The sequence below is a fragment of the Agromyces protaetiae genome, from assembly GCF_004135405.1.
In the GTDB taxonomy this organism is placed as follows: Bacteria; Actinomycetota; Actinomycetes; order Actinomycetales; family Microbacteriaceae; genus Agromyces; species Agromyces protaetiae.
Window position 1 is genome coordinate 981,186 of sequence record NZ_CP035491.1, and the last position, 22,818, is coordinate 1,004,003.

Annotated in this window: 21 protein-coding genes; 12 read left to right on the plus strand and 9 right to left on the minus strand. The window is 70.4% G+C overall.

Annotated elements, in window-relative coordinates; all coding sequences use genetic code 11:
* Positions 1 to 7: 7 nt before the first annotated feature.
* Complete coding sequence (locus tag ET445_RS04550; protein WP_129189238.1) at positions 8 to 1,429, minus strand: MFS transporter; 1,422 nt, start codon at positions 1,427 to 1,429, stop codon at positions 8 to 10.
* 248 nt (positions 1,430 to 1,677) lie between these two features.
* On the opposite strand from ET445_RS04550, the gene ET445_RS04555 reads away from it, so the two are divergent.
* Entirely contained in the window at positions 1,678 to 3,177 is a 1,500-nt protein-coding gene (locus tag ET445_RS04555) for a YncE family protein (protein ID WP_129189240.1), read from the plus strand.
* On the opposite strand, the gene ET445_RS04560 is transcribed toward ET445_RS04555, so the two are convergent.
* Positions 3,174 to 4,016: a serine protein kinase RIO gene (locus tag ET445_RS04560; RefSeq protein ID WP_243695325.1), complete on the minus strand. Its 843-nt coding sequence runs from the start codon at positions 4,014 to 4,016 to the stop codon at positions 3,174 to 3,176. The two genes, ET445_RS04555 and ET445_RS04560, sit on opposite strands and share 4 nt — an antisense overlap.
* Positions 4,017 to 4,231: 215 nt before the next feature.
* On the opposite strand from ET445_RS04560, the gene ET445_RS04565 reads away from it, so the two are divergent.
* A complete protein-coding gene (locus tag ET445_RS04565) occupies positions 4,232 to 4,849 on the plus strand; it encodes a TOPRIM nucleotidyl transferase/hydrolase domain-containing protein (RefSeq protein WP_129189242.1) in 618 nt (205 codons plus the stop codon).
* 53 nt (positions 4,850 to 4,902) lie between these two features.
* Here ET445_RS04565 and ET445_RS04570 read toward each other — a convergent pair whose 3' ends face one another.
* From ET445_RS04570 to ET445_RS04590, 5 genes are all read right to left on the minus strand, one after another.
* Entirely contained in the window at positions 4,903 to 5,214 is a 312-nt protein-coding gene (locus ET445_RS04570; protein ID WP_341769738.1) for a helix-turn-helix domain-containing protein, read from the minus strand.
* The gene (locus ET445_RS04575) at positions 5,204 to 5,884 is read right to left on the minus strand and encodes a hypothetical protein (RefSeq protein ID WP_129189244.1); all 681 of its coding nucleotides are present in this window, start codon (positions 5,882 to 5,884) and stop codon (positions 5,204 to 5,206) included. The genes ET445_RS04570 and ET445_RS04575 overlap by 11 nt, the downstream gene beginning before the upstream one ends.
* 70 nt (positions 5,885 to 5,954) lie before the next feature.
* Positions 5,955 to 7,490 (minus strand): hypothetical protein, encoded by a 1,536-nt coding sequence (locus ET445_RS04580; protein ID WP_129189246.1) that lies wholly within the window; start codon positions 7,488 to 7,490, stop codon positions 5,955 to 5,957.
* Positions 7,480 to 8,280 (minus strand): TIGR03943 family putative permease subunit, encoded by an 801-nt coding sequence (locus ET445_RS04585; protein WP_243695326.1) that lies wholly within the window; start codon positions 8,278 to 8,280, stop codon positions 7,480 to 7,482. Before ET445_RS04585 ends, ET445_RS04580 begins: the two co-directional genes overlap by 11 nt.
* Positions 8,270 to 9,286, minus strand: a complete 1,017-nt coding sequence (locus ET445_RS04590; protein ID WP_129189248.1) for a permease — start codon at positions 9,284 to 9,286, stop codon at positions 8,270 to 8,272. Before ET445_RS04590 ends, ET445_RS04585 begins: the two co-directional genes overlap by 11 nt.
* Before the next feature lie 300 nt (positions 9,287 to 9,586).
* Here ET445_RS04590 and dnaK point away from each other — a divergent pair, with 300 nt between their 5' ends.
* The 5 genes from dnaK (at position 9,587) to ET445_RS04615 (ending at position 15,016) form a co-directional block, all read left to right on the plus strand.
* Positions 9,587 to 11,455 (plus strand): molecular chaperone DnaK, encoded by a 1,869-nt coding sequence (gene dnaK, locus ET445_RS04595; protein WP_129189251.1) that lies wholly within the window; start codon positions 9,587 to 9,589, stop codon positions 11,453 to 11,455.
* Positions 11,456 to 11,457: 2 nt separating this feature from the next.
* Complete coding sequence (locus ET445_RS04600; RefSeq protein ID WP_129189253.1) at positions 11,458 to 12,057, plus strand: nucleotide exchange factor GrpE; 600 nt, start codon at positions 11,458 to 11,460, stop codon at positions 12,055 to 12,057.
* 109 nt (positions 12,058 to 12,166) lie between these two features.
* Positions 12,167 to 13,156 (plus strand): DnaJ C-terminal domain-containing protein, encoded by a 990-nt coding sequence (locus ET445_RS04605; protein ID WP_129189255.1) that lies wholly within the window; start codon positions 12,167 to 12,169, stop codon positions 13,154 to 13,156.
* Between the two features lie 28 nt (positions 13,157 to 13,184).
* Positions 13,185 to 13,583: a heat shock protein transcriptional repressor HspR gene (locus ET445_RS04610; protein WP_129192408.1), complete on the plus strand. Its 399-nt coding sequence runs from the start codon at positions 13,185 to 13,187 to the stop codon at positions 13,581 to 13,583.
* A gap of 158 nt (positions 13,584 to 13,741) precedes the next feature.
* Positions 13,742 to 15,016, plus strand: coding sequence for a hypothetical protein (locus tag ET445_RS04615; protein ID WP_129189257.1), 1,275 nt, complete (start codon positions 13,742 to 13,744; stop codon positions 15,014 to 15,016).
* Between the two features lie 3 nt (positions 15,017 to 15,019).
* Here ET445_RS04615 and ET445_RS04620 read toward each other — a convergent pair whose 3' ends face one another.
* Positions 15,020 to 15,748, minus strand: a complete 729-nt coding sequence (locus ET445_RS04620; RefSeq protein WP_129189259.1) for a hypothetical protein — start codon at positions 15,746 to 15,748, stop codon at positions 15,020 to 15,022.
* Between the two features lie 183 nt (positions 15,749 to 15,931).
* On the opposite strand from ET445_RS04620, the gene ET445_RS04625 reads away from it, so the two are divergent.
* The 4 genes from ET445_RS04625 to ET445_RS04640 are packed head-to-tail and all read left to right on the plus strand — an operon-like array spanning position 15,932 to position 19,031.
* Complete coding sequence (locus ET445_RS04625) at positions 15,932 to 17,083, plus strand: class I SAM-dependent methyltransferase (RefSeq protein ID WP_129189261.1); 1,152 nt, start codon at positions 15,932 to 15,934, stop codon at positions 17,081 to 17,083.
* 32 nt (positions 17,084 to 17,115) lie between these two features.
* Entirely contained in the window at positions 17,116 to 17,406 is a 291-nt protein-coding gene (gene clpS / locus ET445_RS04630) for an ATP-dependent Clp protease adapter ClpS (protein WP_129189263.1), read from the plus strand.
* Positions 17,403 to 17,894 carry a DUF2017 family protein gene (locus ET445_RS04635; protein WP_129189265.1) on the plus strand — a complete coding sequence of 164 codons (492 nt, stop codon included), beginning with the start codon at positions 17,403 to 17,405 and terminating at the stop codon, positions 17,892 to 17,894. The genes clpS and ET445_RS04635 overlap by 4 nt, the downstream gene beginning before the upstream one ends.
* Positions 17,895 to 17,933: 39 nt before the next feature.
* Positions 17,934 to 19,031 carry a hypothetical protein gene (locus ET445_RS04640; RefSeq protein WP_129189267.1) on the plus strand — a complete coding sequence of 366 codons (1,098 nt, stop codon included), beginning with the start codon at positions 17,934 to 17,936 and terminating at the stop codon, positions 19,029 to 19,031.
* Positions 19,032 to 19,079: 48 nt separating this feature from the next.
* Here the strand turns inward: ET445_RS04640 and ET445_RS04645 are convergent, their stop codons facing one another.
* Complete coding sequence (locus tag ET445_RS04645; protein ID WP_129189269.1) at positions 19,080 to 20,951, minus strand: alkyl/aryl-sulfatase; 1,872 nt, start codon at positions 20,949 to 20,951, stop codon at positions 19,080 to 19,082.
* Positions 20,952 to 21,125: 174 nt separating this feature from the next.
* On the opposite strand from ET445_RS04645, the gene ET445_RS04650 reads away from it, so the two are divergent.
* Positions 21,126 to 22,802 (plus strand): SulP family inorganic anion transporter, encoded by a 1,677-nt coding sequence (locus tag ET445_RS04650; protein ID WP_243695327.1) that lies wholly within the window; start codon positions 21,126 to 21,128, stop codon positions 22,800 to 22,802.
* Positions 22,803 to 22,818: the final 16 nt, after the last annotated feature.

Consider the following 22,818-nt stretch of genomic DNA (forward strand, 5'->3'; position numbering starts at 1 on the left):
TGTGGCCCTACTCGGCGGCGGCCGACGAGGTCGCCTTCGCAGGCTCGTTCGCCGCCGGCACCTTCACGAAGAGCATGAGCACGAGACCGGCCGCGAGCACGATGACGATGCCGAGGATGCCCCAGTACGTCGCGCCCGCGATGCCGATGAACGCCGCCCAGAGGAGCGGCGAGAGGAAGCTCGCCGCACGACCCGTCGTCGCGTAGAGGCCGAAGATCTCGCTCTCCTTGCCGGCCGGAGTGACGCGCGCGAGGAACGACCGCGACGCCGCCTGCGCCGGCCCGACGAAGAGGCACAGGATGAGGCCGAACACCCAGAACACGGGCTTGCCGAAGTCGTGGAGGAAGAAGACCGCGAGCGCCGCCACCACGAGGCCCGTGAGCGCCGTGATGATGACCGCGCGGGCGCCGAACCTGTCGTCGAAGAGCCCCGCGAGGATCGTCGACAGGCCCGCCACGAGGTTCGCCGCGATGCCGAAGATGAGCACCTCGTTCGACGTGAAGCGGAACGCGACCGCCGCGAGCACCGCACCGAACGTGAACACGCCCGCGAGGCCGTCGCGGAACACCGCACTCGCGAGGAGGAACCAGAACGTCGGGCGCGAGTTCTTCCAGAGGCCCACGATGTCGCGGAAGAGCACGACGTAGCTCTTGAAGAACGGCACCTTCTCACGGTGTGCGGCGGGCGGCGCCTCGGGCACGAACGCGAAGATCGGCCACGCGAACACGATCGCCCAGACGGCGCAGCCGACGGCGATCACGCGATAGGCGAGGCCGTCGTCGGTCGGCATGCCCCACCAGTCGAACGCCGTCGCGACGACGACGAGGACGAGCGCGACGATGCCGCCGATGTAGCCGAGACCCCAGCCGAGACCCGAGACCTTGCCGACCGTCTTCGGCGTCGACACCTGCACGAGCATGGCGTTGTAGTTGACGCCCGCGATCTCGCTGAACACGCTGCCCGCTGCGATGAGGCCGACACCGAGCACGAAGTAGGCGGGATCGGCCTGCACGAAGAAGAGCCCGAACATCGAGAGGACGAGCAGGAGCGTCGAGCCGCCCAGCCACAGCTTGCGGCGCCCCGTGACATCCGCCCGCTGTCCGAGCACCGGCGCGAGGATCGCGATCAGGATGCCCGCGATCGTGACGGCCCAGCCGAGCCCGCTCGCGAGATCGGCGAGCCCGGCGTCCTTCGCGGGATCGCCTTCGGGCAGAGCCGCGACCGCCGGCGAGAGGAAGCTGTCGCTCGTGAGATAGAGCGCCGTGAAGACGAAGGTCAGGATGACCGAGTTGAACGGCTGCGTCGCCCAGTCCCACAGCGCCCACGAGAAGACCTGCTTGCGGGGCACCTTGCGGTCGCCCTGCAGGTCGAGGCCCATGATGCGGATGGCTCCGCTGTCGGCGGTGGGGGGAGGGGGAGCGGCGGTCATGTCGTCAGTCTCATTCGGTCGGGTGAACGGCTGGTGACGGATGCCGCGGGGCCCGCGCCATCCGCCGGTCCGCGCCGCCTCGGGCAGGCGGTCGATCATCGGCGATCTGCGGAGACTGTACTCCTTCGCGCGCGGCGGCGCGCGGAACTCCCGACGGGTCACATGAACGGGGGGTCACCGTCCGGTGAAGACCCGAGCGCAGCTCGTCTACGATCGATCGAGTGATCAACGGTGCGCGGGGAGGGTCGATGGCTGACGGTTCGAGGCGACGGCTCCGCCTGCTCAGCGGCCTGGTGGTCGCGGGATTCGCGGTGGCGTCGCTCGTCTTCGCCGCGCTCGAGCCCGCTGCAGCCGACCCGGCCCTCACCTACGACTCCATCCCCTCGGGTCGATACCCCATCGATCTCGACGCCAGTCCCGACGGCGCCTACCTCTTCGTCATCTCGCGCGGCGATGGCGGCGACGCCGATCTCCGCGTCTACGACACGACCACGTTCGCCGAGCTGGATGTCGTCACGTTCGGCCCCGAGGCGTCGTTCAACCCGACTGCGGTGGAGGTGACGCCCGACGGCGCCCAAGTGTGGGTGTCCTTCTACAACCCGGGCGAGGTGCGGGTGTACTCGGCCGCCGACCTCATCGCGGGCGGTGCACCGGCGCCGCAAGTGATCACGGGCGGCGGCGGGTTCGTCGATCTCGCCGAAGACCCCGCCGGTCAGTACGTCTACGCGGCGACCCTGTTCAACCCGCAGTACCAGTTCTCGACGGCCGACCCCCTCGCCCCGCCGCGCACGATCGACGTGCCCAACGGCTCGCGCGGGGTCGCGGCCCGCGACGACGGCACCAGCATCTACTTCACCTCGTACGCGCCGACGCCCGCCGGAGGCGTGCAGGCCGTCGACGTCGCAGGTGACGGGTCGCTCTCGCTCGGCGGGTTCACCGTCACCGGCGACCTCCCGTGGGGCATCGCCTACCTGCCCGATGTCGACCGGGTGCTGAGCGCCAACTCGGGCGACCCGACCTCCCTCGCGGGGTTCGCGGGCGACGGGTCCGGCACGGTCAACATCGTTCCCGTCGATTGCGGACCGCGTCTGGTCGATGGCACGGCCGACGGCTCGCGCGCGTACGTCGCCTGTCTCACGGGCGGCATCATCGGCCTGTCGTACGCGACGGTCCCGCCCGTCGGCGAACGCGTCCAGATCGGCGACAACGTCGAGTCGGTCGAAGTGGTCGCCTCGGGCGACGGTGCAGCGCAGCGCCTCTACGCGACGAGCGGCGGAAGCAACCAGGTGCTGGTCTTCACCCGGCCCGTGGTGACGGCTACCGGCGATCTCACGGTCGAGGAGGGGCAGACGGCGACGTTCGGCGCGACCGCCGACGGATTCTGGCAGCGAAGCCGTTGGCAGTCGAGCACCGACGGCGGTGCGACGTGGGCCGACCTTCCCGGAGCCGCAGCCGAGAGCCTCACCGTCGACGGCACGCTCGCCGCATCGGGCACCCGGTTCCGGCTCGTCGCATCGAGCGCGTTCTTCGACGACGTCGCGAGTGAACCCATGCTCCTCACCGTGAACCCGGCGCCGGCCCCTCCGCCGGAGCCGCCGTGCTCCGACGGGCCCGGCTGTCTCCCGTCGACGGGCGCCGACCCGGCCGTGCCCGCGATGCTCGGCACCGCGTTCGTCGCGGTGGGACTCGTGTTCGCAGTGATCGCTGCTGGCGGCCGGAGGCGTCGGCCCCGGGACATCCGCCGTTAGAACCCCACCTCCCCCACGAGCTCGCCGAACAGCTCCTCGGCGTCGCACTCGAGCCGCTGCCGCGTGAACCACGCGCACACGTTGACGCAATCGCGATGCAGGAGGTCGAACCCGCTCGGATTCGCGATGAGGTCGACGACCTGCGGCAGGTCGATCGCGACGACGCGCCCCTCGTGCACGAGCAGGTTGTACGGCGAGAGGTCGCCGTGAGTGAGTCCTGCCCGGGCGAGCAGGCGCATGAACTCGACGACCTGCCGGAAGAGGTCGTAGAGCTCCGAGGCATCCGCTCGCACTTGCGCGAGCCGGGGCGCGGCGACGCGACCCGAGCCGATGAACTCCATGAGCACTTCGGTCTCGTGCACCTGGACGGGGTAGGGCACGGGCGCGCCGAGCGACCACAGCCGCGAGAGCGCCGCGAACTCGGCGGTCGCCCACTCGACGCGCGCGACCGCACGGCCGAACGTCGTCGACTTCTCGACGGCGCGCACGTCACGGCTGCGGCGGATGCCTCGGCCCTCGGTGTAGATCGCCGAGCGGTGGAAGTCGCTCTGCTCGGGGCCGCGGTAGCGTTTGGCGGCGAGGATGACCGATGGGCCGGTCCCGGGCACGGCCCGTTCGATGAGGTGCAGGTCGGCCTCTTTGCCGGTCTTGACGACGCCGAGTTCGGTGTCGATCGCGGCGGCGCTCGTCACGACCCAGTCGGGGCGCGGCTCCGGACCGCGCTCGGTGGGGATGGTCGCCGGCCACGTCGACCAGCGTTGGCCCTCGGTCGGTTCCTGCGTCTGGAACATGAGGGAGGCGGCGTCGAACGCGTCGACGCCGAAGGGTGTGGATGTCACGGTGTGGTGTCTCCTGATGGGGAGGCCACCGCGCGCCCGAGCGGGCGGGTCTAGCGTGCGGCCTCGAAGTGAAGGGTGTCTGCTGAGCGCTCGACAATGACTGCGTTCATCGTTCGCTCCCTTCACTCGATGCCGGATGCCTCGGGCTCACGCCGCACGAGGCTCCAGCGATGCTACGCCGCGCGGGGCCCCGCGTCTACGGGTAGGTTCGGAGCATGCCGCCGCCTGCCGACGCAGAGCGCACGGTCGTCCTCGTCGAAGGGGTGAGCGACCGGCGGGCGCTCGCGGCGCTCGACGTGCGGCTCGGGCGGCCGCTGCACGCCGCAGGCGTCGAGATCGTGTCGATGGACGGCGTGACCAATCTGCGGCACGCGCTCGCCGGGTTGCGCGGCGGTCCGGCCGGCTCGCCGCTGCCCCGCGTGCTCGGTCTCTTCGACGTCGGCGAGTTGCCGACAGTGGTGCGGATGCTCCTCGAGGCCGGGTTCCCCGGCGCCGAGGTGTTCGCACGCCCCGTGCACGACGTCTCGGAGGTCGAGGTCCTCGAACGGCTCGGCTTCTTCGCGTGCGTGCTCGACCTGGAGGACGAATTGATTCGAGCGGTCGGCGCCGATCTCGTCGAGGAGGTGCTCCTCGCGACGGGCGAGCTCGACCTGTTCCGGAAGTTCCAGAACCAGCCCGCGCAGCGCGAGCGGCCCGTCGAGGCGCAACTCCGCCGCTTCGCGGGCACGACGGCCGGCCGCAAGCTGCGCTTCGCCGAGCAGCTCGTCGACGTGCTGCCGGTCGACCGTGTGCCGAGCCCGCTGCTCGCGCTCGTGGAGGCGGCGGTCTCTTGATAGGCAGGTGGGTGGACATGCGTCAGCGAGAGGTCCGGCTCTCGGGGATCGCGTCAATGTCGTGGCACTCGGGCATCTGACCTGGCGCTGAGGTCGTCGCTCGTTACGTCGTCGCTCGCTACGTAGCTGAAGAGTTCTCCGGGCGTCGTGTCGAGCGCCTCGCAGATCGCCGTCAACGTCGTGAACCGTACCGCGCGGGCCTTGCCCGTCTTCAGGATCGAAAGGTTCGCGAGCGTCACGCCGATCCGTTCGGAGAGCTCGGTGAGTGTCATCCCGCGTCGCTCGAGCACCTCCGCGAGGTGGACGACGATGCGATGGTCATGGTCGTGGTCTTGCTCGCCGGCCGCGGTCGGGTCAGACGACACCGTCGGCCTCCGACTTCAAGCGGGCCCCCTCGCGGAACGCGACGGCGATCGTGCCTGCGACCACGCCGAGCGCGAGGAAGATCCATGGCCAGTCGGGGAAATCGATGCCGACCGCCGAGTAGTCGCCGCCGAGCGGCCAGCCGCCGGCGTCGTCGCCGAATGACATCGCTCGGGCGAGCGTGCTGAGCACTCTGACGGCGACGGTGTCGAGCACGCCCTGGAGTACTCCTCCGACGATGAGCACGACGCCGAGCCCGGCCCACGCGCGAATACCGCGCGAGGTGAATGGGTCGCCCGACGCGATCTCCCGGATGGCCCGGGTGACGAGGATCGTCGCGGACAGCACGGTCAGCAGATGCACGAACGTGGGCAGCGCGCACAGCACTCGGACGCCGAACCCCAGGTCGGTGAGGTCTGCGGTCGCGCCCTCGCGGAGGTCGGCCTGGAGGAGTTGCGGCAGGCTCGAGAGCGCCTGGTGCGATTCGAAGTCGCCGGCGAGCGCGTTGATGAAGAAGAGGCCGGTGAGAATCGAGAAGATGCCCAACGCGTCGAACAGGATCGCGAATGCGGCGATCACGCCGATGAGCCCTTTGCCCAGCTGGATGCGGAGTGCCCGGCGCCGGACGCCCGTGCGCTCTGCGGTGCGCTCTACGGTTTCAGTGGCCGACATCCGAGCTCCTCTTATCGTTTCTCAGTAATATTGACAAACGATAAGCGAGCGGTTGATCGGGCGCAAGGCCTCACCCGCACCAGTCCGACGAGCCGCCGTTCTGCACGCGCACGACGCGGCCGTCGGCGAGGTCGACGACGGTCGTGAGCCGGTCGACGAGCGACGGGTCGTGCGGGTAGCCGTCGGCCAGTGAACCGACCGCGGCGGTCTCGACCGACATGAGGCGCCCGTTGGGCGAGACGCACCAGTCGAGCAGTCGGCTGCCGTCGCCGGTCGCGTAGCGCACGGCGGTTCCGGCGGCGTCGACGCGGGCAAGGAGCGAGCGCGCCGCGACCCCGCCGGCACCGTCGTCGACCGTGAGGAGCACTTCGAGCACGTGCGTGCCGTCGGCGTCGAGCTGGCGCACTTTGCCCGGGTACGCCTCGTCGGGCAGCTCGGCGCGGGGCAGCACGTTGTCGCTGCCTTCGCCGGTTGCGAGGTCGATGAGGGTGCCGCGGTCGGGGTCGGCGACGACGAGGGTCGTCGTTCCGGGCAGGATGCCTCGGAGCTCGCTGTGTGCTCCGAGCGGCGCGGGCGGCGCGAGCCCGAGGGCGTCGACGACGAAGAGCGCGCCGTCGACGTCGCGCACGACGAGCGAGGTCGTGCCGGGCACGAAGATCCAACTCGAGACCTCGAGCGGGGCACCGTCGGCGCCGAGCACGGGTTCGGGCGCCGCGTTCTGCCCCGAGACGTCGAGCGTGAAGAGCGCGTTGCGATAGGTCGGCTCGCTCGCGCCCGGCACGGCTCGGCCCGTGAACGTGAAGGCGATGAGCGGATGCGTCGTGGAGCCGCCGATGTCACGGACCACCCCGGGTTCGGGCAGCCCGACGGTCTGCACGTCGTCGCCGATGCCCGCGACGCGGAGTGAGTTCGTGTCGTCGTCCTCGACCGCGACGGCGACCACGACGTCGCCCGCGTGCGCGAAGGACTGCAGGCGCGGCGCGTCGAGCACCTCGGTCGGTTCGGGCTCGGTCGTGGTCGAGCGCTGGATGACGTCGGGTTCGCCCGACGGGCTGCGGCGCACGAGGGTGTAGATCGGTTCGTCGGCCGTCGTGAACGCGTACGAGATCGTCGAGGGGGCCGGCTGGGCGACGCCGACGACGCCGTCCACCGTGACGGTCACGTCTTCGTCGTAGGCGAGCGGGCGGGCGAACTCGACGACGAGGCGATCGCCGTCGACCGTGAGCGAGGCCGGTTCGTCGGGGCTGATGTGCACCTCGCCGTCGACGCGGTCGACACGCTGGTTGAGTTGGAGCACGACGCGCGATCCCGCGACCGCCGTCACGCGTTGCACGTCGACGGCGGCATCGACGAGCTTCGGTCCCTGCGCGAGGCTCGCGAAGCCGAGGGCTGCGGATGCCGCGGCGAGCACGCCGATCGTCGCGACGAGCCCGATGCGGAAGCGGCGGACGTCGGTCGGCGGCCCGGTCGGCGTATCGGGACTCATCGTGCCCGATCCGCGCGTTCGGCGCGTAGCGCGGAGCACGTCGCGCTCGCGCCGGTCGACCGGCTCGCGCGGATCGCCCCAGCCCCCACCGTCGTCCCAGCCGTCGGGGTCAGTAGACATACGGCTGCTCCGGCTCGTCGGTCGGCTCGACCGAGTCGGGCACGAGCACGAGTCCGTCGCCGCCCGACGGGTCGCGCGCGAAACCGCCCGTCGCGTCGACCCAGTCGTCGGCGACGAAGCGGTCCTTCCAGCCCGGCAGGTGCACGGGCACGCCGATCGGCTGCGCGTCGACCGCGCAGCACGTCACCTTGAAGCGTGCGACGTAAAACGTGTCGTCGGGGTCGCCCGGTGCGGGAGCGACGAAGCCCGTGAGCGTCGCCGTCTGCCCGTCGAACGCTGCGGGATCGTCGACCTGGCGGATGAGGAGCGCCCAGTCCTTGATCGTGAAGGTCGACGGATCGGCGCCCGTGAGGCTCGGCGCATCGCCCGCGAGGTCGGCGCTCGTGCGGTCGACGTCGCGCTGCACGGCCGTCTGCGCGGTGAGCGTCGCTGGCGGGAAGACGAGGAGCGCGACGATCGAGGCGGCCACGATCACGAGGGCGGCGATCGCGCCGAGCGTGCGGCGAGCGATGGATGTCTCGGACGAGGCATCCGTCTCGTGGTCGTGATCGTGCTCATGCTCGACGTGCCCGTCGCCGTGCCCATGCGCGTCGTCGATCCCGCGCGGTGCGAGCGCGAGCGCCGCGAGCGCGAAGACGCCACCGATGACCGCCATGATCGCCGTGAACTCGAAGTAGCGCGGGTGGATGTAGAGCCCGAGCTGCCCGGTGAGGGCGAGCCACACGGTCGCGACGACGCCCACGAGGGTCAGCGCGACGCCCTTCCATCGGGCGACGAGATTAGGCCACAAGGTTGACCCCCAACCCGAGCGCGGCGGTCGCGAGCGCGACGATCGCGGTGAGCGCGACGAGCGTGCGGGCGGTGAACGTCGTTCGCAGGAGCGCGAGCATCTTGACGTCGATCATCGGCCCGAAGACGAGGAACGCGACGATCGCACCCGGCATGAACGTCGATCCGAACGACAGCACGAAGAACGCGTCGACGTTCGAGCAGATCGCGACGACGAACGCGAGCAGCATGAGCGCGAACACGCTCGCGACGGGGTTCTGACCGAGTTCGATGAGAAGTTCGCGCGAGACCGCGACCTGGATGAACCCCGCGATCGCCGACCCCACGAAGAGGGCCGGGAGCATGGCGCTCGTCTCCTCGGCGAACATGCGCGCCGCCCGGCGGGGCTTGGCCGAGACATCCGAATGCTCGCGCTCGCACGCCGCCTGGAAGCTCGGAGTGAGGAGCGACATCGGCTGCGGGTGACGGCTGAAGACCCACCCGACGAGGTTCGCGATGACGAAACCGCCGGCGATGCGCGAGACGAGGATGCCGTCGCTCCACCCGAAGGCCTGATACGTCGTGATGATCGTGATGGGGTTCAGGATCGGCGCCGCGAGCAGGAACGTCATCGACTCCCCGACCGTCAGGCCGCGCTGGATGAGGCCGCGAGCGAGCGGCACGTTGCCGCACTCGCACACCGGCAGCAGCACGCCGAGAAGGGAGATGAGCGCGCGGCGCGCGAAGCCGTTGCGCGGAAGCCTGCGGGTCAGGAAGTCGGCCGGGAGGAAGAGCTGCACGCCGATCGACAGCAGGATGCCGAGGAAGACGAACGGCAGGCTCTCGATGAGCACGCTCGCCGAGAGGGTGACGAAGTCCTGCGCGGCGTCCGAGAGCAGGTCGCCGGTCTCGGGCGGCGCGAGCAGCCTGATCGCGACGAGCGCGAGCACCGCTGCGATGCCGATGCCGAGCAGCACGTCGGGCCTGCGCACGCGCGGGCTCGTCGTGGGGGCGGTGGCTCGGGACATCCGCTTCAGGCTACGCGACTATTGCGAACCCTTCTCAGCGTCGTCCGCGTGGCGCCAGGGGCGGCGACGTGGATGCCCGGGAATGCTGAGCAACATCTGAGAGTTGAGTCAAGTGCGCTCAAGTTTCCAGAAATCGACTTGACACGTTTCGAGCCCTGCGGAACACTTGAGCCGTTGAGGCTCAAGTCTCGACGAATCGACTTTCGGCCGCGGGCGGGCATCGCCGGGCCACCAGTCCGAGAAACGCCGCCCCGGGGCATCCGGCCGGCTCTTCTCTGACATCGAAGGAGAAACACACACATGTCACGTGCAGTTGGAATCGACCTGGGCACCACGAACTCGGTCGTCAGCGTCCTCGAGGGCGGCGAGCCCGTCGTCATCGCGAACGCCGAGGGCTTCCGCACGACCCCGTCGGTCGTCGCATTCACGAAGGACGGCGAGGTGCTCGTCGGTGAGACCGCCAAGCGCCAGGCCGTGACGAACGTCGACCGCACCATCGCGTCGGTCAAGCGCCACATGGGCACCGACTGGAAGACCGCCGAGATCGACGGCAAGAAGTACACGCCGCAAGAGGTCTCGGCGCGCATCCTCCAGAAGCTCAAGCGCGACGCCGAGCAGTACCTCGGCGACACGGTGACCGACGCCGTCATCACGGTTCCCGCCTACTTCAACGACGCAGAGCGCCAGGCCACGAAGGAGGCCGGCGAGATCGCGGGCCTCAACGTCCTGCGCATCATCAACGAGCCCACCGCGGCAGCGCTCGCGTACGGCCTCGACAAGGGCAAGGAGGACGAGCTCATCCTCGTCTTCGACCTCGGCGGCGGCACGTTCGACGTCTCCCTCCTCGAGGTCGGCAAGGACGACGACTTCTCGACCATCCAGGTGCGCGCAACGGCCGGCGACAACCGCCTCGGCGGCGACGACTGGGACCAGCGCATCGTCGAGTGGCTCGTCAAGCGCTTCAAGGAGTCGACGGGCGTCGACGTCTCGAACGACAAGATCGCCCAGCAGCGCCTCAAGGAGGCGGCCGAGCAGGCGAAGAAGGAGCTTTCGTCGAGCATGTCGACGAGCATCCAGCTCCCCTACCTCTCGCTCACCGAGAACGGCCCCGCCAACCTCGACGAGACGCTCACGCGCGCCCAGTTCGAGAACATGACGAGCGACCTCCTCGACCGCACGAAGAAGCCCTTCGAAGACGTCATCAAGGAGGCGGGCGTCAAGCTCGCCGACATCGCGCACGTCGTGCTCGTCGGCGGTTCGACCCGCATGCCCGCGGTCGCCGACCTCATCAAGAAGGAGACCGGCAAGGAGCCCAACAAGGGCGTCAACCCCGACGAGGTCGTCGCCGTGGGCGCGGCCCTCCAGGCGGGCGTTCTGAAGGGCGAGCGCAAGGACGTCCTCCTCATCGACGTCACCCCCCTGAGCCTCGGCATCGAGACCAAGGGCGGCATCATGACGAAGCTCATCGAGCGCAATACGGCCATCCCGACCAAGCGCAGCGAGACCTTCACGACCGCCGACGACAACCAGCCGTCGGTCGCGATCCAGGTCTTCCAGGGCGAGCGCGAGTTCACGCGCGACAACAAGCCGCTCGGCACGTTCGAGCTCACGGGCATCGCGCCGGCGCCCCGCGGCATCCCGCAGGTCGAGGTCACGTTCGACATCGACGCCAACGGCATCGTGCACGTGTCCGCGAAGGACAAGGGCACGGGCAAGGAGCAGTCGATGACGATCTCGGGCGGCTCGAGCCTCCCGAAGGACGACATCGACCGCATGGTGCGCGAGGCCGAGGAGCACGCCGCCGAAGACAAGAAGCGTCGCGAGGCGGCCGAGCAGCGCAACGGCGCCGAGCAGCTCGCCTACTCGGTCGAGAAGCTCATCAAGGACAACGACGACAAGCTCCCGGCCGACGTGAAGAACGAGGTCCAGGGCGATGTCGACGCGCTCAAGACGGCGCTCGCGGGCGACGACGACGACGCGGTGAAGTCGGCGTTCGAGAAGCTCTCGCAGTCGCAGACCAAGCTCGGCGAGGCGATCTACGCGTCGTCGCAGGCCTCCGAGGCCGCGGCGGGTGAAGACGCGAACGCGTCGGGCACGGCCTCCGACGACTCGTCCGACGAGGACGTGGTCGACGCCGAGGTCGTCGACGACGAGGACGAGAAGAAGTAACGATGGCTTCCGAAGAAGACCTGACCCCCGACGAGGGCGAAGGCCTCGCGGATGTCTCGGGCGAGGCCGCCGCGGCGGCCGACCCCGGGGCATCCGGCGCCGAAGGCGCTGACGACGCCGAGCTCCTCGACGACACCGAGCTCACGGTCGACGACATCCTGAACGCCGCGCAGGCCGAGGTGGCGGATCCGACCGACGAGCACCTCGCCGACCTCAAGCGCGTGACGGCCGAGTACGCCAACTATCGCAAGCGGACCGAGGCGAACCGCGAGCTCGAGCGCGAGCGCGCGGTCGGCCAGGCCGTGTCGGTGCTCCTGCCCGTGCTCGACGACCTCGACCGGGCCGAGAAGCACGGCGACCTCGAGGGCGACACGGCGTTCGCGACGATCGCGGCGAAGCTGCGTGCGGCGGCCGAGAAGCTCGGCCTCACCTCGTTCGGCGAGGTCGGCGAGCCGTTCGACCCGAACCGGCACGAGGCGATCTTCCAGCAGCCCTCGCCCGACGTCGAGGTCGACACCGTCGCAGACGTCGTCGAGACGGGCTACGCGCTCGGCTCGACCCAGCTGCGCGCCGCGAAGGTCGTCGTCAAGACGCCCGCGTGACCCCATGAGGCCGGCCCGAGGCATCCGCAATATCGTGGATGCCTCGGGGCCGGCCCTTCTGCTTCACTGAAACGAACGCACCACCGAGACTTCAGAAAGGAGGTGCCGATTGGCCAGTCAGGACTGGTTCGACAAGGACTTCTACCAGACCCTCGGCGTCTCCAAAGACGCATCCGACGCCGACATCAAGAAGGCGTACCGCAAGCTCGCGCGGCAGTACCACCCCGACCAGAACCCGGGCGACGCTGCCGCCGAGGCGAAGTTCAAGGAGATCAGCGAGGCCAACTCGGTGCTCTCCGACGCCGACCAGCGCAAGGAGTACGACGCCGTGCGCGCGATGGGCGGCGGCGCGCGGTTCACGGCGCCCGGCGGAGCCGGGGCGGGCGGCTTCGAGGATGTCTTCGGCGGCATGTTCGGCCAGGGCGGCGGCGGGCAGCGCTTCACGTTCCAGCAAGGCGGCGGCGACTACGACGACCTCCTCGGCGGGCTCTTCGGCAGCGGCCGGTTCGGGCAGTCGACGGGCGGATACCGGGGGTTCGGCGGGCCGACGCCGGGTCGGGATGTCACGGCCACGACGACGCTCGACTTCATCACCGCGACCCGTGGCGAGCAGGTCACCCTGCAGACCTCCGACGGCAAGCCCATCACCGTGCGCATCCCTGCGGGCGTCTCCGACGGGCAGAAGATCAAGCTCCGCGGCAAGGGGCAGCTCTCGCCCGACGGCGGCGAGGCGGGCGACCTCATCCTCACGGTCAAGGTGCGGAAGCACCCCGTGTTCGAGCGCGACGGCCTGAACCTGCGGGTCAACGTGCCCGTGACGTTCGCCGAGGCGGCGCTCGGCGCGACGATCGAGGTGCCGACTTTGGGCGGCAAGCCCGTGAAGCTCAAGGTCGCCCCCGGCACGCCGAGCGGGCGCGTGCTCCGCGTCAAGGGCCGCGGCGTCGAGACGAAGAGCGGAACGGGCGACCTCCTCGCGATCGTGCAGATCGCGGTGCCGTCGCACCTCTCGGCCGACGCGAAGAAGAAGCTCGAGGCGTTCGTCGCCGATCTGCCCGACGAGGACCCGCGCGCCGACCTGCTCGCGAAAGCGTCGGAGTAGCGCCGTGGAGCTCGACGAGCGGAGCCCGATGTTCGTCATCTCGGTCGCGGCCGAGCTCGCGGGCATGCACCCGCAGACCCTGCGCCAGTACGACCGGCTGGGGCTCGTCTCGCCGACCCGCACGGCGGGCCGCAGCCGCCGCTACTCGATGCGCGACGTCGTGCAGCTGCGCGAGATCCAGCAGCTCTCGGCCGAGGGCGTGAGCCTCGAGGGCATCCGCCGCGTATTGGGCCTCGAAGACGAGGTCTCTGCGCTCAAGAAGCGGGTGCGCGAGCTCGAAGAGGCCCTCGCCGACGAGATGCTCGCCCGCCCGGGCCGACGTGTCTTCGCGGCCGGCTCCGCCGGCGACATCGTCACGATCAAGGCGGGCACACGCGTGCGCCGCGAGAACTCCGTCGTCGTGTGGAGGCCGCTCGAGCGCGGGTGACGCGCGCTTCCGTGGCGAGTGTCCACGACACGCAGCAACAGTGCGGGCGATGCCGCAGAGTCCGGACACTCGGTCGCCCCGCCGAGCTATGTGGAGACCGTGAGCGCGGCGACCGCCGCATCGGGCATACTTCGGTGCACCGCCCGAGAGGATCGCCCGTGACTTCGCCCGCCCCGCATCGCATCGCACCTGATGGCGCCGTCGCCGGCACAGTCCTCGGCGCGCGCGGCGCCGGCTTTTCACGCGCCGACGCACTCGTCGGCGCGTGGGTGCTGCCACTCATCGTCGTCGGCATCACGGTCGGCACGATGCCGGCACTCGTCGTGCTGGGGGTGATCGGGTTCTTCGTGCTCGTGGGGCTCGTGCTCGGCGGCCCCGTCGGAGCCGCGTTCCTCGGGCTCGTCGGGGTCGCCGGCGGCAGCCCGTGGTTCATCGACAACCTGTGGGCCCTGCTCGTTCCGACGGTGCTCGGCGCGGCCTTGCTCGTCGCGGGCCTCATCACCGGCCCGCGGGCACTGCGCAGGGTGGGGCAACCCGCGCCGCACGCCGTCACCTGGCTCGGCAGCGCGGTCGGATTCCCGGTGCAACTCGTCGTCAACGGGCTCGCACTCGGAGTGATCTGGGCCGTCGCTCGCCCGAACTCAGCGGTCGACGGTGACACGGCGCTGCCGTTCGGCGGAAACCCCGTCGCGATCATCGTCTTCACCGTCATCGTGACGCTCGTCAGCGCGGGGCTCGGGGCGTTCGTCTGGGGTGCGTTTGGCGGGCGGCGGCGTGCGGTCGGCGGTGCGCAGGCGGTTCCGCAGCAGGTCGTGCCGTCGCCGGTCGTCCCACAGCAGCCGGTGTCCCCGACCCCGGGGTTCGCGACCTCGGGGTTCCCGACGCCGATTCCGCAGTCGCTCGCGTCGGCGGCGCCGACCGCCGATTTGCTGCTTCAACGAAAGGGCGCGGTGATCGCGGGTTCGTTCCCGCTCCCGGCAGCGGCCGTCGGACTCGCGGTCGTGGCGTTCACGCCGATCGCGGCGGTCGCGTCTCTGGGCACGCCCGATGCGTGGATCGCGCTCGTCATCCTCGGCATCGTCTTCCTGCTCGGGGCCGGGCTCCTCGTCGGCGTCGCGTTCGGCGGCGCAGCCGTGCTCGCGCGGCACAGGGTCGCGCGGCCGCACACGGTGCTCTGGTCAGGACTCGGCGTCGGGCTCCTCATCCACATTCCGGTCGCGGTGCTCGTCGGACTTCCGCTGCAGACCGCGCAGTTCTTGGTCGCGGAGGACGCCAAGCTCGCCGTCGGGAACGCCATGTTCGTCGTGGGCTTCGCCATCACGGTCGGGTTCGACGTGCTCATCGGCGCACTCTCGACGCGATGGATGGCGCACGTGCTGCATGCAACGGCGCAGCCCCAGGCACCGGCGCAGCCCCAGGCGCCGAACCGGTAGCGCTCAGCGCCCCCAGGCGTCGGCGGGCGCCTCGACGACGGGCACGGGCGCCGTCGACCAGTGGGTGCCGTTGCCGTAGTGGCTGCCGGCCCACGGCGAGGCCCAGATCGCCTGGGCGGTCGCGTTCGCGTCGTCGCCGCGTTCGAGGGCGGCTTCGATGGCGTCGTAGAAGGAGTATTTGCGCAGGCTGTCGGCGGCGTAGAACGCGCCGGTCTGCAACGTGTCGTAGCTGCCGAGGCCCGATCCGCCGCCCGATCCGTTGCCGTTGTTGAGCGGGTTGTTGCGGTTCCACCAGTTGGGCGGGCCGTTCTCCTGGCGCATCCAGCGCAGGATGACGGTGACGTTCTCGTCGGTGACGGGGAAGTCGCCGTCGACGAGCACGAGCTTTGCCCAGTCGTGGTTCGTGCCGCCCTGGATGAGGGTCTCGGGCCCGGTCGCGGCGACGTAGGACTCCTGCGAGACGGTCGGTGCCTGCACATCGGCGCCGACGTGGACGCGTTGCACGGCGTCGGCCGCGAAGGCGGGCTGGAAGGCGGACTGCGCCTCGGACGGTGCGGGTTTCGGCGCGATCGCGAGGGTTGCGACGAGTCCGAAGACGGCGGCGGTCGCAAGGAACGCCGCGGACTTCCGGATGCCTCGGGCTGCGCGCCTGCGGGGTCGCGGAGCGACCGGTGCGCCGGTCTTCGGCGCTCCGTGGCGGCCCCGCGGGGGAGTTCGGTTCCGGTCACGCATGCGGGTGCGAGAGTAGCAAACCGGGCTGGATGCCTCCAGGGGGTCATGCGAGTGGACGCTTCGGCACGGTGTCGGGAGTCGGCGACCGTGCCGAAGCGTCCCCTCGCGGAGCGAGGGCGAGGGCGAGGGCGAGGGCGATGGCGGTGCGAGGTGCGCGGGGAGCGCGGTCGGTACGCTGCCCGAATGGACTTCGACGCGCTCCGCCGCCGGCCCGACATCGAGGCCGACGGGCTGCGCGCGTTCGATGCGGCGGATCGGCTGATCCTCGACGAGGCGGTCGGGCAACTCGTAGCGCTGACCGAGGGGTCGCCCGTCGCCGTGATCGGCGACACCCACGGCGCCCTCGCGCTCGCCGTGGCATCCGATCACGGGCTCGCGGTGCGCGCCCACCAGGATGCGCTCCTCGGTGAGCGCGCGATCGTCGCGAACGCCGAGCGGCTCGGCCTCGCCGAACGCGTGGAGGTCGGCCCGCTCGACCCTGCGCTGGTCGCCGGAGCGCGGCTCGTGCTGCTGCGGCTTCCTCGGTCGCTCGACGCGCTCGACGAGCAGGCCCGACTCATCGCCGAGCATGCCGCGCCCGACGCGGTCGTCGTCGCGGGCGGGCGGCTCAAGCACATGACGGTCGCCATGAACGACGTGCTGCTGAGGTGGTTCGAGCGGGTGGATGTCTCGCATGCGCGCCAGAAGTCGCGGGTGCTCATCGCGACGGGCCCGCGCCGCGAAGCGGCGAACGGGGGCGACGCGTGGCCGCGGCGGAGCCGCGACGAGGGGCTCGGCATCGAGATCGTCGCCCACGGCGGGGTGTTCGCGGGGACATCCGTCGACATCGGCACGAGGTTCCTGCTCGCGAACCTCGAGGCCGCGCTCGAGACATCCGGAGCGCTCGAGACATCCGGACCTCCCGCGTCCGCCGTCGACCTCGCGTGCGGCACCGGCATCGTCGCCGTCGAACTCGCCCGCCGCCTGCCGGGCGCGCGCATCGTCGCGACCGACCAATCCGCAGCCGCCGCCGCCTCGGCGCGCGAGACGGCCGCAGCCAACGGCGTCGGCGACCGCGTCGAGGTGCTCCGCGCCGACGGACTCGAGTTCGCGCCCGAGGCATCCGTCGACCTCGTCGTGCTCAACCCGCCCTTCCACGCGGGACCCGCGGTCACGACCGCGCTCGCCGAACGCCTCTTCGCCGACGCCGGTCGCGCGCTCGCGCCGGGCGGCAGGCTCGTCGCCGTGTGGAACTCGCACCTGCGCTACCGGCCCGCGCTCGAACGACTCGTCGGTCCGACGCGGCAGCTCGCCCGCGACCCCAAGTTCACGGTCACGGTGTCGACCCGCAGGTAGCGACGGTCACCCGTCCGTGTCAGGCTGTTCAGGTGACCGACGTCCTCGAACGCACCGAACTCGACGAGCAGACCGCGCGCCTGCTCGAAGGTTCGTGGCGCGCCATCGTCTGGGACGACCCCGTCAACCTCATGACCTACGTCACGTACGTGTTCCAGAGCTACTTCGGGTTCCCGCGCGACGAGGCCGAACGGCTCATGCTGCTCGTGCACCACGAGGGCCGCGCCGTCGTCGCGGAAGGCAACCGGGAGGCGATGGAGCGGCACGTGCAGGCCATGCACGGGTACGGCCTGCAGGCGACCGTGTCGAAGGTCGGCCTGTGATCGTCGCCGGGCGCGGGAGCGGCGACGGCATCAAGCTCGTGCTCGAAGCCGAAGAGGCGATGCTGCTCTCGGAGCTCGCCGACCAGGTCGACTCGGTGCTGCTCCTCGGCACCGACGACGACCCCGCGCTCGGGCGGTTGCTGCCCAACGCCTACCCCGATGACGCGGAGGCCGCGCACGACTACACGCGGTACACGCGCGAGAGCCTCGTCGACGGCAAGCGCCAGGCGGCGCAGCAGGTGCGCGACGCGACGAACGTCGAGGGCGGCGACCGCCTCGTCGAGATCGAGCTCGACCAGGTGCAGGCGTGGGGGTGGCTGACGTTCCTCACCGACCTGCGCCTCATCCTCGCCGAGCGAGTCGGCATCGGCGAAGAGGGCACTCCCGAGGAAGACGAGCAGCGAGACGACTACTTGCGCGCGGCCTACGAGTGGGCCGGGTTCGTCCAGGGGTCGATGCTCGAAGTCCTCGACCCGACCGAATCCTGACGGTAGAAGCCGAATCCTGACGGCAGAAGGAGGCAGCCTGTGAGCACGACCCAGGCGTCGTCGTGGCGGGAGATCATCGCCCGTCCCACCGCATCCGCCGAGTCGATCGAGTCGTTCGCGCTCGTGATCGGCACGGCCGCGTTCGTCGTCGGGTTCGTCGTCGCGACGCCGCTGTTCTGGGGGCACGACCTCGCGATCTCGGGCGCAGGCTCGCTCGGGCAGTTCGCAGGCATCGCGGGCGGCATCGTCGCGGGGCTCTCGTTCGCGGTCGCTCGCGTGCTCGTGCACCGGGCGGGTGCCGACGCCGACCCGTTCGCGGTGACGGGCGCGCGACTGCACTGGTTCGACGTGCTCGCCCTCGCGCTCGCGCACGCCGTCATCGCCCTGCTCGTGTGGATCGCGCTCGCGAGCGTGCTCGAGCAGAGCTTCCTCGGCGCCGTCGTCTTCACGTTCCCGGCCGTCGTGCTCGGGGCCGTGACGCTCGCGCTGAGCGCCTACGTCGCGTTCCTGAGCGGTGCGAACATGACGCCGAGCCTGCTCTCGCTCGTGCTCGCGGTGTTCCTGGTCGCGGGGGTGCTCGCGGCGATGCTGAGTTCGAGCGACCCGCTGTGGTGGCAGAAGAACCTCTCGGCGCTCGGCATGACCGACGACCTCTCGGCGCTCGCGTTCAATCTCACGCTCGTGATCGCGGGCGTCATCGTGACGACGATCGCGCGCTACGGCACGGCGTCCCTGCCGGTTTCGTCCGCCGAAGACGTCAAGCGCCGCAACGCGGTGCGGACCCTGCTCGTCGTCGTCGGCGTGTTCCTCGCGTGCGTCGGCATCTTCCACGTCGACGACTTCTTCTGGGTGCACAACACGGTCGCGACGGGCATGGCGGTCGCGTACGCGATCCTCGTCATCAGGCTGCCGCGACTCGTGCCCGCGATGCCCAAGGCGTTCGTCATCCTCGGGTTCGTCTACCTCGCGGTCATCGTCGTGCTCGCCGTGTTCTTCGCCGTCGGGTACTACAACCTGACCGCCGTCGAACTCGTCGCCGCGATCCTCATCTTCAGCTGGATCATCGTGTTCCTGCGGAATGTGGGGGCGCTGCAGCAGCGGGACCAGTTCGCAACGGCGTCTCCGAACGCGGGCTGAACCCGACGGCGGGCTCAGCCCGTACCCGACGGCGGCTCGTCCCGGCGGCTATGGCAGCACGATCTCGAATGCCGGGTCGCCCTCGTCGAGCACTCCGAGCAGCCGACGCAGCACGTCGAGATCGCCCTCGACCTCGACGCCGGGTGAGGTGAGGTCGCCGGCCGCGAGCGCCAGGAGGCGCGGCTTGGAGAGCGTGAGGTGCAAGGCCGCATCGTCGGCGGGCGGGCGCTCGACGTAGACGAGCACGCCGTTGCGCAGTGTCAGGCGGAAGCTGCGGTCGAGGTCGGTGAGGGTGAGGTCGAAGGCGAGGTCGAGATCCCAGGCCCGCGGCCCGTCGACGCGGATCGCGACGGCGTCGAACAGCTGCTCGGGCGTGAGTTCGGCGAGGATCTGGGGCGCGTCGGCGATCGTCGGCGTGCCGAAGTTCCCCTCGCGCAACTCGGTCGCCCCTGAGAGGAAGAAGTTCCGCCAGGTGCCGTTCTCGGCGCCGTACGCGAGCTGTTCGAGCGTGTCGGCGTAGAGGCTCTTGACGGCCGCGCTGTCGGGCGCGACGAACACGGCGTGGTCGAGGAGGGTCGCCGCCCACCGGAAGTCGCCCGCGTCGAAGGCGGCCTGCGCGAGTGCGATGACACGGTCAACGCCGCCCATCGCTTCGACGTAGCGTTCGGCCTGCGCCTTCGGCGGGTGCGGCCAGAGTCGCGCCGGGTTGCCGTCGAACCAGCCCATGTAGCGCTGGTAGATCGCCTTGACGTTGTGGCTCACCGAACCGTAGTACCCGCGTGCGTGCCACGCGTTCTCGAGCGCGGGCGGCAGTTCGATCTCTTCGGCGATCTCGGCGCCGGTGAGCCCCTGGTTCAGCATCCGAAGGGTCTGGTCGTGCAGGTACGCGTAGAGGTCGCGCTGGAGCCCCAAGAACTCGACGAGCTCGGCGTTGCCCCACGTGGGCCAGTGGTGCGAGGTGAAGAGCACCTCGGCCTCGCCGCCGAACCGCTCGATCGCCTCGGTGAGGTACTGCGACCACACGTGCGGGTCGCGCACGAGCGCGCCGCGCAAGGTGAGCAGGTTGTGGAGGGTGTGCGTGGCGTTCTCGGCCATGCACAGCGCCTTGTAGCGCGGGAAGTACAGGTGCATCTCGGCCGGCGCCTCGGTGCCGGGCGCCATCTGGAAGATCATCTTGACCCCGTCGACCGCGTGGGTCTCGCCCGTCGTCGAGATGTCGAGGGTGGGTGCGATGAGCGTCGCCTCGCCCGTCGACGTGGTCTGCCCGAGGCCGGCTCCGACGGCGCCCTTCGGACCGCGCGGAAGGACTGCGCCGTACATGTAGCCCGAGCGGCGACCCATCGCGATGCCCGCGTACACGTTCTCGGCGACGGCGTGCCCGACCATCCCGGCCGGCGCGATGATCTGCACCTTTCCCGACGTGACATCTTCGGGGGAGACGATGCCCTGCACGCCGCCGAAGTGGTCGATGTGCGAGTGCGTGTATACGACCGCGACGATCGGCCGGTCGCCCCGGTGCTCGCGGTAGAGTCCGACCGCCGCGGCCGCGGTCTCCTTCGAGATGAGCGGGTCGATGACGATCACACCGGTGTCGCCCTCGACGAACGACATGACCGACAGGTCGAGCCCGCGCGCCTGGTAGAGCCCGGGCACCACCTCGAAGAGGCCGTGCTTCGCGACGAGCTTCGACTGCCGCCAGAGGCTCGGGTTGACGGTGTCGGGCGCATCGCCGACCAGGAAGTCGTACGTCGAGGCATCCCACACGACCTTGCCCGCGGCGTTGCGGATCTCAGGGTCCGCGAGCGTGCCGAGGAACCCGCGTTCGGCGGCGGCGAAGTCGGCGTCGTCGCCGAACGGCAGGCTCTCGAGCAGTGCGCGCTGCTGGGCGACGATCGTAGGCGTCGCATCGTTGTCGGTCACTTCGGGTCCCCTCCCCCTGATGCCCAGCGCCGGGCACCACCCTGTCGAGGCTGCCTCACCGAGCGGAGTCGGGCAAGGGGCTGGCGCTCTCCCTCACCCTCCCGGCGTGAGGACGGGCGGATGACTCGCGGCCGCAGTGGTTGGCTTGGGAAACGATGAAGGGGGAGCATCGTCGTGACCATCGCCCGTCCGCTTGCGGGACTCACCCGCCGCAACCTCGCGCGCGAACTCGTCGCGGGCGTCACCCTCATCGCGATCGCGATCCCGCTGAACATCGGCTACGCGCAGATCGCCGGGCTTCCGCCCACCGCGGGGCTCTACGCGCTCATCGTGCCCACCGTGGTCTACGCCCTCACGGTGTCGAGCAGGCAGCTCGTCGCGTCGCCCGACGCGGCGGCGGCGGCGCTCGTCGCGAGCTCGATCGGCGGGCTCGCCGTCGCGGGAAGCACTGACTACGCGACGCTCGCGATGGCGCAAGCGGTGCTGTGCGGTGCCATGTTCCTGCTGCTCGCGGTGTTCAAGCTGGGCTTCCTTGCGAACTTCCTGTCGAAGCCGATCCTCGTGGGGTTCGTCGGCGGCCTCGCCCTCGACATCCTCGTGAGCCAGATCGCGAAGATGCTCGGAGTGAAGATCGACTCGGGCGGCGAGTTCGTCGAAAAACTCGGGGACCTCATCGCCGGGCTCGGCACGACGAACCCGGTCTCGCTCGCGATCGCCGCGGGGTCGGTCGCAGTGCTCCTCCTCGGGAAGCGCTTCCTCCGGGCGGTGCCGTGGGCGCTCGTCGTACTCCTCGTGACGACCGTGCTCGTCGTCCTGCTGCACCTCGACGAGTCGGGAGTCGACGTGCTGGGCGAGGTGCCGGCGGGGCCGCCCGCGCTGACCTGGCCGATCGTCGACTGGTCGACCTGGCTCCTGCTCGTGCCGTCGGCGATCGCCCTCACGATGGTGACGACCGCCGAGGGTCTGCTCGTCTCGCGGTCGTACGGCGAGAAACGCGGATACTCGACGAGCCCGAACCGCGACCTCTTCGCGTTCGGGCTCGGCAATCTCGCGGCGGGCGCGTCGGCGAGTTTCGCGGTGGGATCGTCGACCTCGCGCACCGCGGCCATGGACCAGTCGGGCTCGCGCACTCAGTTGCCGTCGCTCGTGCTCGCGGTCGGAACCCTGCTCCTCCTGCTCTTCGGCACGGCGTTGCTCGCGGACATCCCGTCGCCGGCCATCGGCGCGATCGTGGGCGTCGCGATCCTGCCGCTGCTCGGCATCGCCGACTTCGCCCGACTCTGGCGACTCGACCGGTTCGAGTTCGCGGTCGGGGCGGTGTGCTTCCTCACGACGCTCTTCGTCGGGTCGATCGCCGGCATCGTCGTCGCGTTCGTCCTCGCACTCGTCAACCTCGCGAAGCGCGCCGCGAACCCTGCGATCGACGTGCTCGAGGCGGGCGGCGACCCGACGGACTCGCTCCTCGCCCCGGTTGCGAGGGGCGAGGTGACCGCTCCCGGCACGATCGTCGTACGGCTCGCGGCACCGCTCTTCTTCGCCAACGGCAGCGTCTTCACCGATGCGGTGAAGCGCTCGATCCGGGGTGCCGAACAAGCGGGCAAGGGCCCCGTGCACCACCTCGTCGTCGATATGGAGGCCGTGACCGACATCGACGTCACGGGCGCCGAGGCGTTCGAGGCGCTGCTCGTCTGGCTCGAACGGGAGCGGGTCGAGGTGTCGTTCAGCCGCGTGCGGACCGAGGCGCGCGAGCGACTCGACGCCCTCGGCCTGCTCGCCGACCGCCGCATCTTTGCGACCAACCGCGATGCGATCGCGTCACTCGCCGAACCGCCCGATACCGTCGGAGGCTGAGACCGGCGAGCCTGAG

Bases quoted from the DNA above. Each gene is read 5' to 3' on its own strand.
- ET445_RS04565 (WP_129189242.1), top strand. From the start codon at position 4,232: ATGCCGCCGCCTGCCGACGCAGAGCGCACGGTCGTCCTCGTCGAAGGG.
- ET445_RS04620 (WP_129189259.1), bottom strand. From the start codon at position 15,748: ATGCGTGACCGGAACCGAACTCCCCCGCGGGGCCGCCACGGAGCGCCG.
- ET445_RS04550 (WP_129189238.1), bottom strand. From the start codon at position 1,429: ATGACCGCCGCTCCCCCTCCCCCCACCGCCGACAGCGGAGCCATCCGC.
- ET445_RS04625 (WP_129189261.1), top strand. From the start codon at position 15,932: ATGGACTTCGACGCGCTCCGCCGCCGGCCCGACATCGAGGCCGACGGG.
- ET445_RS04610 (WP_129192408.1), top strand. From the start codon at position 13,185: ATGTTCGTCATCTCGGTCGCGGCCGAGCTCGCGGGCATGCACCCGCAG.
- ET445_RS04590 (WP_129189248.1), bottom strand. From the start codon at position 9,286: ATGTCCCGAGCCACCGCCCCCACGACGAGCCCGCGCGTGCGCAGGCCC.
- ET445_RS04600 (WP_129189253.1), top strand. From the start codon at position 11,458: ATGGCTTCCGAAGAAGACCTGACCCCCGACGAGGGCGAAGGCCTCGCG.
- ET445_RS04555 (WP_129189240.1), top strand. From the start codon at position 1,678: ATGGCTGACGGTTCGAGGCGACGGCTCCGCCTGCTCAGCGGCCTGGTG.
- dnaK (WP_129189251.1), top strand. From the start codon at position 9,587: ATGTCACGTGCAGTTGGAATCGACCTGGGCACCACGAACTCGGTCGTC.
- ET445_RS04575 (WP_129189244.1), bottom strand. From the start codon at position 5,884: ATGTCGGCCACTGAAACCGTAGAGCGCACCGCAGAGCGCACGGGCGTC.
- ET445_RS04580 (WP_129189246.1), bottom strand. From the start codon at position 7,490: ATGTCTACTGACCCCGACGGCTGGGACGACGGTGGGGGCTGGGGCGAT.